Origin of the sequence: Streptomyces pallidus (ex Mingjun et al. 2026), from assembly GCF_051550185.1 — a bacterium.
Taxonomy (GTDB): domain Bacteria; phylum Actinomycetota; class Actinomycetes; order Streptomycetales; family Streptomycetaceae; genus Streptomyces.
Genome location: NZ_CP196181.1, coordinates 4188736 through 4200000 on the forward strand (window position 1 = coordinate 4188736; position 11265 = coordinate 4200000).

Annotated in this window: 6 protein-coding genes; 3 read left to right on the forward strand and 3 right to left on the reverse strand. The window is 75.0% G+C overall.

Annotated elements, in window-relative coordinates:
- Nucleotides 1–667 precede the first annotated feature (667 nt).
- Nucleotides 668–2902 (forward strand): asparagine synthase-related protein, encoded by a 2235-nt coding sequence (locus tag ACSHWO_RS18500; RefSeq protein ID WP_385849790.1) that lies wholly within the window; start codon nucleotides 668–670, stop codon nucleotides 2900–2902.
- A gap of 24 nt (nucleotides 2903–2926) precedes the next feature.
- Here ACSHWO_RS18500 and ACSHWO_RS18505 read toward each other — a convergent pair whose 3' ends face one another.
- Nucleotides 2927–4951 (reverse strand): sigma-70 family RNA polymerase sigma factor, encoded by a 2025-nt coding sequence (locus ACSHWO_RS18505; protein WP_438313189.1) that lies wholly within the window; start codon nucleotides 4949–4951, stop codon nucleotides 2927–2929.
- A 261-nt stretch (nucleotides 4952–5212) separates the two neighbouring features.
- Entirely contained in the window at nucleotides 5213–5986 is a 774-nt protein-coding gene (locus ACSHWO_RS18510) for a TetR/AcrR family transcriptional regulator (protein WP_438313191.1), read from the reverse strand.
- Between the two features lie 339 nt (nucleotides 5987–6325).
- Here ACSHWO_RS18510 and ACSHWO_RS18515 point away from each other — a divergent pair, with 339 nt between their 5' ends.
- Together ACSHWO_RS18515 and ACSHWO_RS18520 are read left to right on the forward strand one after the other, a co-directional pair.
- Entirely contained in the window at nucleotides 6326–7870 is a 1545-nt protein-coding gene (locus ACSHWO_RS18515) for an NAD(P)/FAD-dependent oxidoreductase (RefSeq protein WP_438313193.1), read from the forward strand.
- A 154-nt stretch (nucleotides 7871–8024) separates the two neighbouring features.
- On the forward strand, nucleotides 8025–9812 hold the full coding sequence (locus ACSHWO_RS18520; protein WP_438319149.1) for a SpoIIE family protein phosphatase: 1788 nt from the start codon (nucleotides 8025–8027) through the stop codon (nucleotides 9810–9812).
- Nucleotides 9813–9891: 79 nt separating this feature from the next.
- Here the strand turns inward: ACSHWO_RS18520 and ACSHWO_RS18525 are convergent, their stop codons facing one another.
- Nucleotides 9892–11220 (reverse strand): MFS transporter, encoded by a 1329-nt coding sequence (locus ACSHWO_RS18525; protein ID WP_438319151.1) that lies wholly within the window; start codon nucleotides 11218–11220, stop codon nucleotides 9892–9894.
- Nucleotides 11221–11265: the final 45 nt, after the last annotated feature.

An 11265-nucleotide genomic window follows, 5' to 3' on the forward strand; every position in this document is an offset into this window, starting at 1 on the left:
ACGCGGAACGCACACAACTCATACGCACGCGCAGGCGCTCGCGGGCCCTCGTGCGCCGCCGGGGCATAGGCGCCCGGCATTTCGTAAACCCAGCGTAGTTCCCCGCCTCCCAAGCGTTAAGGCCCCGACTTCCGTATGGCGGGATTGTTGTCCGCTCGCACAGTCGGGCCCGGGCCCTGCCGAGGGCGCGCGCCCCCCGGCGCGCCCCCTGCCGTGCTCCGCCCGTGTGGCCGTGCGCCCGCCCGTGCGCTCTGGCCGGTACCAGGCCCCGGCGATTCGATGTGCGGTGCGTGGGTCGGCCCGCTGCGCGGATCCGGCGGGCCGGGGGATGCCGCTGCCTCAATCCCCGCGGGTGGCGGAACGGTCCGGGGGGTGCATCCCGCCTCCCGGACCGCGCCCGCCCGCCGCATCGGGCACCGCGCCGGGCACCGCACCCGGCACCGCCGAAAGAATGGCCGAAACCGACCTATGGGGCGGGGGGAACGGAACGTCAAATACCGAGTGTCCAGGGCGTGTTCGTTCGTACGTGCGCCCTCCTCGGTCACTCCCGCACGCCCTTCTCGTGGCAGCATGGACCCCGAGCCACCCGGGGCCCAGCCGGCCGCGCCCTCATGCTGCCCGGCCCGTGCACGCCCCGGTCGATTGCCCACGGGCTGGGGAGGCGGCGGTGCGCTGGTTGGTGGGGTGGAGCAGTATCGCCGCGAGCTTCGGCACGGCCGGCCGCGTCTCCGGCCACGCCGGCCGGGACAACCGCAGCGGCCACGACCCGTACGGCACCCGGGCCGCCTACGACCCGCCCCCCGGCTTCGACGGCAGCGGCCTGATCACCGGCGGCATCGCCGACGCCTCCCGTCCCGACGACCCCGCAGGCCACGAGGCCGAACGCACCGTCGTCCCGGTCGGCGCCCAACTCCTGTGGGGGGACCCCGACCCGCTGTGGGCCGTCGGCGACTGGCGTCCCGACGAGATCCGCACCCTCACCGCGGACCCCGCCGACCCCTTCACCCGGATCGCCGTCCTCGGCTGCTGCGGCGCCACCGACGACGAGCTGCGCCGCGCCCTCGTCGCCGCCCGCGGCGGGGCCCTGCGCCACCTCACCCAGTGGTCCGGCAGCCACACCGTCGTCGTCCAGACCGGCCGCCGCATCACCGTCGTCGGCGACCTCGCCGGCGCCCGCCCCGTCTTCCACACGCCGTGGGCCGGCGGGACCGCGTACGCCACCGCCGCCCTCCCGCTCGCCGACCTCATCGAGGCGCAGCTCGACATCGGCCACCTCGCCGCCCTCCTCGCCTGCCCCGACAGCCCCGAGGCACTGGGCGACGGCACACCGTACGTCGGCGTGCGGCGCATCCCGCCCGGGCACGCCCTGATCCTGCGCGAGGGCTCGCGGGAGATCACCGGGTACGAGCCCGTGGCCTCCCTCGCCGTGGCCGCCCCGGCCGCCGACCCCGACCGGGCGGTGGAGGGCGTACGCGAAGCATTGGTGGACGCGGTGCGCGCCCGGCTCACGGCACCGAGGCATGCTCCCGACACCCTGCCGCACGACCCCGGGCCGGTGCCCGGAATGGGCCCCGCCGACCGGCGCGCGGCCCGCGGGGCACCCGTACCGGGCGTCGGCGCCGACCTGTCCGGGGGCAGCGCCTCCGCCACCCTCGCGCTGCTCGCCGCAGGCCTGCCCGGCCAACCGGGCACGATCGCCAGACGTACCGGCGAACGCCTGCTGGCCGTCACCTTCAACGACCTCGCCACCCCCCGGGGCCGCGAGGCCGAACTCGAACGGGCCCACGCCATCGCCGCCAACCCCCGGCTGCACCACGTCGTCGTCGCCGCGGCCGAGGAAGCCCTCCCGTACGCCGACCTCGACGGCCCGCTCACCGACGAACCCGGGCCCTCGCTGGTCTCCGCCGCCCGCGAACGGCGCCGCCTCGCCGCCGGCTCGGCCGACCACTTCGTCGGGCACGGCGCCCGCCAGGTCCTCGACGCCCACCCGGCCCGCCTCGCCGACCTCCTCATGGACCGCCGGCGCCGCCATCTGCTGCGCCCCATGGCCGCCCTCGCCCGCTCGGCCCCGGCGGACTCGCCCGCCTCCCTCCTCGTCCCGTTCTCCGTCTACTCCGCGGCCCGCCGCCTGGCCCGTACGCCGTACCGCACCGGCATGGAGGCCGCCGCGGCCCGGCTGCGCGACGGCGACGTGTGCGACGGGCCCTCGTCCGGGCCGGTCGACGCCTCGCTCGCCGCGCTCACCTGGTCCCGGCCGGGCCCGGCCGCCGGCTGGCTCACCGGAGAGGCGCTGGCGGAAGTATCGATCCGCCTCGCGGCCGCCGCCGGCCGGCCCCCGGTCTCGCTGCGGCCCGGTGAGGCCCGCGCCCGGTCGGCCCTGGCCCGCCACGCCGCCGACCACCGGGTGTTCGAACAGGCCGCCGAGGTCCGCAGCCAGCGCCTGCACGCCCCCTTCCTCGACAACCAGGTCGTCCGGGCCGCCCGCGCCCTCCCCGAGTCCCTGCGCGTCCAGCCGGGCGCGCGGGCCACGATCCTGCGCAGCGTGCTCTCCTCGGCCGGCGTCCGCGAACTCCCCCCGGGCTGGGGGGCCACCGCCCACACCCCGAACGAGACCGCCACCCGCCTGGGCCTACGCGCCGCCCTCGCCTCCCTGCTGGCCCTCTTCACCGCCCCGCTCCTCGCCGACGCCGGCCTGATCGAGGCCCGCGTCGTCCGACAGGCCCTGCTGGACGCCGCCGAGGGCCGTCCCGTGCCGCTGGACGGCCTCGCCGAACTCGTCTCCATGGAGCTGTGGCTCGGCCGCCTGCTCAACCGCCGCGGCACCTGCTGGACCGGCACCTCCACCCCCCGCCGCCGAGCCGTCCCGAACGGCGTCCCCACGCCCCGCCCGGCCCTCTCCTGACCCGGGCCGAGGCGGTGGGGCTCCTCAGCGGCAGCTGATCACTGCGTCGGCCCAGCTCGCCAGCGTCGGCATCCGGCCGTGCCCCACCCGCTCGACCACCAGCCGCACCGTCTCGTGCCCGTCGAGGGAGACGATCACGGCCGCGGCCGGGTCCTCGTGGCCGAGCGTCCCGGACTGCCACAGCCGCTGCCCGTCCGCGTACACCGAGAACCGGACCCTGCCGTCGGACGGCCGTGACAGGGCGTCCACCCCGGCCCGCGCCGAGAACGCGCTGCACTGCCGGTTGAGGGCGATCTCCACCGAGGAACGGGAGTTCACGGTGATCCCCTGCGCGTAGCGCCGGTCGGCGATCTCGAGGCCCCAGCGCTGCCACACCCAGCTGCTGCGCCAGGTCTGCAGTTCGGGGCCGCTGTGGTCGCCGAACACGGAGTGGGCGAGCCCGGCCAGCTGGTACCCGCGCGCCGGCTTCGGCGCGCTCGGCGTGGGCGTGGGCGTGAGCTTCGGGGTGGGCGTGGGCTTCGACGGCGCAGGGCTGGGCGTCGCAGAGGCCGGCACCGTCGGCGCGGGCTTCGCAGGGGCCTGGGGCGGGGGCGCCGACGCCGACGGCGAAGGAACGGGCGGCGACGCCGCGGGCTCCGACGCGGGCTCCGACGGGGGCGGTACGGGCTTCTCCGCGGCCGGCGACCCGGACGCGGCCGGGGCCGGGCTCGACGGACGGGGCGCCGGGACGGCCGGAGCGGTCACCCCGGGCGCGGGCTTCGCCTGGGGCACCGGATCGGCCTCGTCCCCCGACAGCGCGAACACCACCCCGGCGGCCGCGGCGACCGCGAGCCCGGCGGCCAGAGCGGCCTTGGCCGGCGCCCCGAGCCCCTCGGACAGCACCGCCCCCCCGACCCCGCCCCCGGCCCCCGCACCCCCGGCCCCCGCCGTCCCGCCCGCGGCAGCCGCGCCGCCGGCGGAAGCCCCGCCGACAACCGCCGCACCCGCGGCGGACCCGCCCGAGGCGCCGGCGGCCCCCACCGCGGCCGCCGCGGCTCCCGCACCTCCCGCGGCGACGACACCGCCGGCCACCACACCGGCCGCCTTGGCCGCGTACCCGGCGGCGAACCACCCGATGACGGCGACGGGCAGCAGCGCGGGAATGCCCGCGTTGACGTCCTTCAGCTCACCCGCGGCCAGCCGGCACCTGGCACACTCCTCCAGGTGCTTGCGCAGCCCCCGCTCCGCCCGCATCCGCAGCCCGCCCCGCGCGTAGGCGCCCAGCCGGTCCGCGTACCGCGCGCAGTCCCCGCCCGCGCTGAGCGCGGAACTCACGTGCGCCTGGAGGTAGGCCTGCTTGAGGCCCTCCCGGGCCCGGCCCGCCAGCACCGCGGTCGCGTTGGCGCTCAGCCCGAACAGCGGGGCGACCGCGCTGGGAGGGGACTCCTCGACGGTGGTGTGCCACAGCACGGCCTGCCACCGCTCGGGCAGGCTTCGGAAGGCCTGCACGGCCAGCGACTGCTCGGCCTCGCGCATCGCCCGGACGTCAGCGCCCGCTTCGAGGACGTCGTCCCCGGACAGCCCGGACATCCCGCCGCCGGATTCGGAGCCGGCGGCCGCCTGCTCCGCGAACAGCGCGAAGTCCTCGACGAGCTGCTCCCGCCTGGCCGTCTTCGCCCAGGCCGCGGCGACCCGCCGCACCGTGGTCAGCAGATAGGGCCGCACCGCCTGGTCCGGGCCGGCCCCGCCGCGTACCGCTTGCAGCGTCCGCGCGAACACCTCGGCGGTCAGGTCGTCGGCCGTGTGCCCGTCCCGGCAGCAGGTCCGCGCGTAGCGACGTACGGAACCGGCATGACGGCGGAACAGCTCCGCGTACGCCCCATCCTCCCCGGCGCGCATCCGGGCGATCAGATCGCCGTCGGACGGCGGCAGCTCGCTCCCGACTGCCCCGGTGCGGGCGTGCCGGCCGTGTGGTTCGCGCTGGGCCGGGACCTGCCGTACGGGCCGGCTCTGCGCCTCGACCTCGCTGCCGGCACCACCGATCGGTTCTTCCCGACCGTCAACGCTCATCGCGGAAGCTCCCGCACGCCAGACTCAACCGGTACACCGTTCAAGCCTGTCACACGGGGGGCGCGCGCCGAACCCCGCTCCACGCCTTCCACCTGTACGAGGCGCGCCGGGCGGAGCGCCGGGCTTGCCCCTCACCCGCCCGAGTGAACGGAAACCCGGCCCCGCGGAACACCCACCCGCAGTGTCACGCCGCACCGAAGAGGCGTGCCCGGCCCCGGAGCACCCGGCACCGGGGCCCGGCGCACACCTCCTGAGCCGGGATCAGGCCGTGCGCGAGCGCAGCCCTTCGAGCAGGATGTCCAGCAGCCGCGCCGAAGCCGCCGCCTGCTGAGCCGCGTCGGGCAGCGCCGGCGCGGCCGTGGCGATGACCAGCAGCACGTCGGCCACGGTGACGTCGGCCCGCAGTTCACCGGCCTCCCGGGCACGGTCGACCAGCCGGCCGACCACCTCGAGCAGCGCGCCCGCGCCCGCGTCCGCCGACGGCTCGTCCTCCGCGGAAGTCCGCGCACCGATGACCCGCAGCTCGGGAGCCCCGGCCTCAGCGGCCTGGCGCTGCTGCGGAACGCGGAGCTCGGGAAGCTCCTCGGCGTCCTCGGCGGAGCGGACCCGCAGCACCTGCGGCGGCAGCAGCCGCCCGGCGCCCGAGGCGACGGAGGTGCGCAGGAAGCGCGACAGCGCCTGCCACGGCTCCTCCTCCTGTCCCAGCGCGGTCTTGGCCTGCTCGGTCAGCCGGGCGGTCTCTTCCTCGGCTATTCGGCGGACCAGGACGTCCTTACTGGGGAAGCGCCGGTACACGGTGCCGACACCGACCCGCGCGCGCCGCGCAACGTCCTCCATCGGGGCCCCGTAGCCCAGCTCGCCGAACACCTCGCGGGCAGCACGCAGCACGTGTTCGAGGTTGCGCTGGGCGTCGACGCGCAGTGGCGTGGTGCGCCCCACCCCGGTTGCGGTGGTCGTGCCGCCGCCGGTCATCACTCGACCGTTGCTCTCGGTCGAGAGCGCGGTCGCAGAACCATGGAAATCGGACATGTTCATATGTATCCCCCGGTGATCGCTTGTCTCCCCCCGGAGACATCCCCGCCTTCGTGTCGAGGTTGGCCACGGTCAGTGGCCCCGGTCTTACTCCTCGACGAGATACGAACATAGTTGAGCCAGAGTCAATTCAGAAGAGGCAGCCCCCGTCGGGCCGCCGCCCGATCGGAGCATTCGCCCCCACTTTTCCGATCCGGGCCTCCGGAAGCACCCTGTCCGCACCCTCTGACCTGCGCAACTCCACCCACTTCCAAGCCGTCCGAGAGCCCCGTCCCACCGCCTCCTCCGGTCACACAATTTGTCAGGCCTGTGGACAAACTCCCAGCCACGTTGCGTCATGGGATGGTGAAGGCAGCCAACTCCCGAGGCACGGCCCCCGGTAACACGCCCGCCACCTCCGACAGCTCCGCCACGTCCGCCGCCGGTTCCACCCCTCCCGCCGCCGGTTCCACCACGGACACCTCCCCCCGCCCCGCCCCGGACGCCCCGCCGCCCGCCGCATCCGGGCACCGTCGCATCCTCGTCATCGGCGGCGGCTACGTCGGCATGTACACGGCCCTCCGGCTCCAGAAGCGGCTCAGAGCGGGCGAAGCCGAGATCACGGTGGTCAGCCCGGACCCGTACATGACGTACCAGCCCTTCCTCCCCGAGGCCGCGGCCGGCTCCATCTCCCCCCGCCACGTGGTGGTGCCGCTGCGCCGTGTCCTCGACCGCTGCCGCATCGTCATGGGCCAGGCCCTGAGCATCGACCACGCCAAGCGCACCGCCACCGTCGCCACCCTCGCCACCGCCGACGAAGGCACCGGCCCCCGGGAGATCGCGTACGACGAGCTCGTCCTCGCCCCCGGGTCCGTCTCCCGCGCCCTCCCCGTCCCCGGCCTCGCCGACTACGGCATCGGCTTCAAGACCGTCGAGGAGGCCATCGGGCTGCGCAACCACGTCATCGAGCAGATGGACATCGCGTCCTCCACCCGCGACCCCGCCATCCGCGACGCCGCCCTCACCTTCGTCTTCGTCGGCGGCGGGTACGCCGGCGTCGAGGCCCTCGGCGAGCTCCAGGACATGGCCCACTACGCGGCCCGCTACTACCACAACGTCAAGGCCGAGGACATGAAGTGGGTCCTGGTCGAGGCCAGCGACCGGATCCTCCCCGAGGTCGGTCCCGAGCTGGGCGTCTACACCGTCCGCGAACTGCGCGGCCGGGGCATCGACGTCCGTCTGGAGACCCGCCTCGACTCCTGCGAGAACCGCGTCGCCGTCCTCAGCGACGGAGCCCGCTTCCCCACCCGCACCCTCGTCTGGACCGCCGGCGTCAAACCGCACCCGGTACTCGCGGCCTCCGACCTCCCCCGCAACGAGCGCGGCCGCCTCGTCTGCACCGCCTTCCTCACCGTCAAAGGCGTCGACAACGCCTGGGCCGCCGGAGACGCCGCCGCCGTCCCCGACATCACCGCCGCCGAACCGGGCCGCGAGTGCGCCCCCAACGCGCAGCACGCCGTCCGCCAGGCCAAGGTCCTCGCCGACAACCTCCTCGCCTCCCTGCGCGGCGAGGCCCTCACCGAGTACGCGCACCAGTACGGCGGCTCCGTCGCCTCCCTCGGCCTCCACAAGGGCGTCGCCCACATCTACGGCCGCAAGTTCAAGGGATACCCCGCCTGGTTCCTGCACCGCGCATACCACCTCAGCCGGGTCCCCACGTTCAACCGCAAGATGCGCGTCCTCGCGGAATGGACCCTCTCCGGCCTCTTCAAACGCGAGATCGTCTCCCTCGGCTCCCTCGAACACCCCAGGGCAGAATTCGAACTCGCAGCCGGTGGCGGCCACTGGCACCACCTGACACCACCCCCGCCACCCGCCCCCGAACCCCCGCAGGAAAAGCAGGGCTGACGCTGACAGTGCCGTCGGCCACACTGGACGTGTGACCATAGGTGTGCTCACCCCTGCGCAGAGTGACACCGTCCAGCGATCCCCACCGACCCACCCAGCGATACAGCGACGACAGCGACCGCGACCACTTGCGACACCACGAGGCTTGAACGCAGTGAACTTCACGCGCTGGAGCGCCCGGCTTCCCGGAACGCAGCGCCGCGCCGCCGCCCGGTCCGAACACGCCGCCGCCCAGGCCAAGCGCGGCGAAGGGGCCGTCCCGGCCGCCCGCGGCGCAGCCGGCCGCTCCGCGACCGACCCCGACGGCGGGCCGGCCGACCCCACCGCCTCCGGAACCGGCCCCGCCTCCGGCGCAGGCGGCCCGGGCAGCGGCACCGGCCAGGGCGCCGGCAGCGGGCCCCTCCCCGCCGCGCCCTCCCTCGACGAGCTCTCCGTACGCGAGGTCCTCGGCCGGCTCCCGGCCCTCGTCGCCCTCGTCCACGGCCCCGAGCACCGCGTCGCGTACGTCAACGACGCCTACACCGCCGGCTTCGGCCCCCGCCCGGCCGGCGCCCCCGCCCACGAGGCCCTGCCCGAACTCGGCGAGCTGGGCCTCCTCCCGCTCCTCGACCAGGTCCAGCGCAGCGGCAAGTCCCGTACCGCCAAGAACCGCACCGCCCCCGGCGGCGGCAGCTGCTACACCGTCACCTGCACCCCGGTCGAGTTCCCCAAGGCCGTGCCCGAAAGCGACGCCGACCCGCACCCCCACCACACCGGCGTCCTCATCCACCTCGCCGACGTCACCGACCATGCGGAGGCCGCCGAGCGGCTGCGCGCCAGCGAGCGCCGCCAGCGCGAGGCCGCCGTCACCCTGCAGCGCTCCCTCCTCCCCCAGGAGCTGGAGCAGCCCGACGACCTCCGCATCGCCGCCACCTACCACCCGGGCGGCACCGAGGCCGCCGTCGGCGGCGACTGGTACGACGTCATCACACTCGGCGCCGGCCGCACCGCTCTCGTCATCGGCGACGTCATGGGCCGCGGAGTGCGCGCCGCGGCCGTCATGGGCCAGCTGCGTACCGCGGTCCGCGCGTACGCCCGCCTCGACCTGCCCCCGCACGAGGTGCTCCAGCTCCTCGACGGCCTCGCCGCCGAGATCGACGCCAGCCAGATCGCGACCTGCGTCTACGCCGTCCACGACCCCAACGAGGGCCTGCTCGCGTACGCCTCCGCGGGCCACCTCCCCATCCTGGTGCGCGACGCCGACGGCACCGTGCGCCGTGCCGCCGACCCGACCGGCCCGCCGCTCGGCACCGGCGGATGGCTGCACAGCTCGGGCACCATCGCGCTGGGCCCCGGCTCCACCGCCGTCCTCTACACCGACGGCCTCGTCGAACGCCGTGGCGAGGACATCGACGAGGGGGTCGCCGCCCTGGAGCGCGCCCTCGCCGGAGCCCAGGGCACCCCGGCCGTGATCTGCGACCGCCTGATGCGGGCGCTGGGCGTGGACGCCGACCACGACGACGACGTCGCCGTCATGGTCCTCCAGCAGCCGCACCGCACCGGTGCCGACGCCGAGCTCTTCCACAACGCCGCCCTCGACCTCCTCGGCGGCGTCGAGGCCGCCCCGCGCGCCCGCGCCTTCGCCCAGGGCGTCCTCACCTCCTGGCGCTTCCCGGTCGAGCTGTGCGACCTGGGGGTCCTCGCCGCGAGCGAGCTCGTCGCGAACTCCCTCCAGCACGGCACCCCGCCCATGCGGCTGCGGCTGCGCCGCACCGACCGCCGGCTGATCGTCGAGGTCACCGACGGCGACGACCACCTGCCGCGGCGCCGCCGGGCCGAACCGGGAGACGAGACCGGCCGGGGCATCTCGATCGTCGCCACCATCGCCTCGTCCTGGGGCTGCCGGCGCACCCCGGGCGGAGGCAAGGCCGTCTGGTGCGAGTTCGCCCTGCCGGACAAGTAGCCGGAACGGGGGATGAAGACGAGGGAGGCCCGGTCCCAGGACCGAGCCTCCTTCCCACACATATACGTATATACGTACGCTACGCAGTCACGCGGCCCGCACCGACCACGGCAGCACCAACCGGAACCCCGGCACCAGCAACCCCGGCAGTGGCCTTCGCACCACCCGACGCAACCGGCTCCGCCTTCGCCAGCGACGGCCGGTCCTGCACCGGGCTCAGCTGCGCGCCGAGCCGCAGCGCCAGCCGGGCGATGCCCAGCGACACCACGACGAACACCGCGACGTACAGCATCGGCGCGCCCGCACCGAGCGGCACGCCCAGCGGCCCCAGCGCCAGCGCGAGCTGCTTGACCAGCGCGAAGGCCGAGTTGTACTGGCCCACCGAGCCCTCCGGCGCCAGGTCGGCCACGAGCGGCGCGAGCGTCGGCGACAGCATCGCCTCGCCGATCCCGAAGAGGGCGTAGGTGGTGATGAACGCGGCGGCGGCCATCACCGCACTGCCGTGCCCCAGACCCGAGAACCCGGCGATCAACCAGGCGACCGTCCAGATCAGGCCGACCAGCGCGATCACCCGCGACCGGCGGCGCTTCTCGACGAGCCGCAGCACCGCGAACTGCGCGAGGACGATCGCACCGGTGTTGGCGGCCAGGGCGAAGCCGAGCGTGGACGGGGAGATCCGGGCGGCCTCGGTACCGAAGGCGGCCAGCCCCGACTCGAACTGCCCGTAGCAGGCAAAGAAGATCACGAAGCCCAGGACCAGCAGCTGGACCATCGTCTTGTGCTGCACGAGCCGCGTCCAGCCGTTGCCCGACTGCGCCGGGTCCCTGGGCACGGCGTCCTTGATGCTCGGCGCGTGCGGCATGCGCACGGTGAGGATGACGCCGGCCAGGACCAGGAACATCACGGCCTCGATGCCGAACAGCAGGGTGAAGCTGGCGGGTCGGCTCTCGTCGACGATCTGGCCGCCGATGAGGCCTCCGATGCCCAGCCCCAGGTTCTGCATGAAGAACTGGAGGGCGAAGGCCCGGGTCCGGGTGGCCGGGGTGGAGCACCACACGATCATCGTGGCGAGGGCGGGCTGCATGACGGCCTGCCCGGCGCCGAGGGCCAGCGCGGACAGCAGGATCGGCACGATGCCCGTGGACAGCCCCAGTGCCAGCGCACCGGCGGACGCGACGACGGCTGCGCCGATGACCACGGGGACGGGACCGCGGCGGTCGATGACGCGACCGGTGAAGGGCAGTGCGATCAGCGCGCTCACGGCGAAGGCCACGAACGCGCTGGTGGCCGCCATGGAGCCGAGCCCTCGCACCTGCGCCACGTAGATGTAGAGGAACGGGACGGTGAAGCCGATACCGAACGCGGTCAGCGCGTTGCCGGCCTGGATCCGTCGCATCGCGGCGCCCATCACCTTGGTCACTTTTCACCTGCCTTGATAGCTGAAGCCTGAAGA

Coding starts and splice junctions, on each gene's coding strand:
- ACSHWO_RS18505 (WP_438313189.1), bottom strand. CDS start 4,951: ATGAGCGTTGACGGTCGGGAAGAACCGATCGGTGGTGCCGGCAGCGAG.
- ACSHWO_RS18525 (WP_438319151.1), bottom strand. CDS start 11,220: ATGGGCGCCGCGATGCGACGGATCCAGGCCGGCAACGCGCTGACCGCG.
- ACSHWO_RS18510 (WP_438313191.1), bottom strand. CDS start 5,986: ATGAACATGTCCGATTTCCATGGTTCTGCGACCGCGCTCTCGACCGAG.
- ACSHWO_RS18515 (WP_438313193.1), top strand. CDS start 6,326: ATGGTGAAGGCAGCCAACTCCCGAGGCACGGCCCCCGGTAACACGCCC.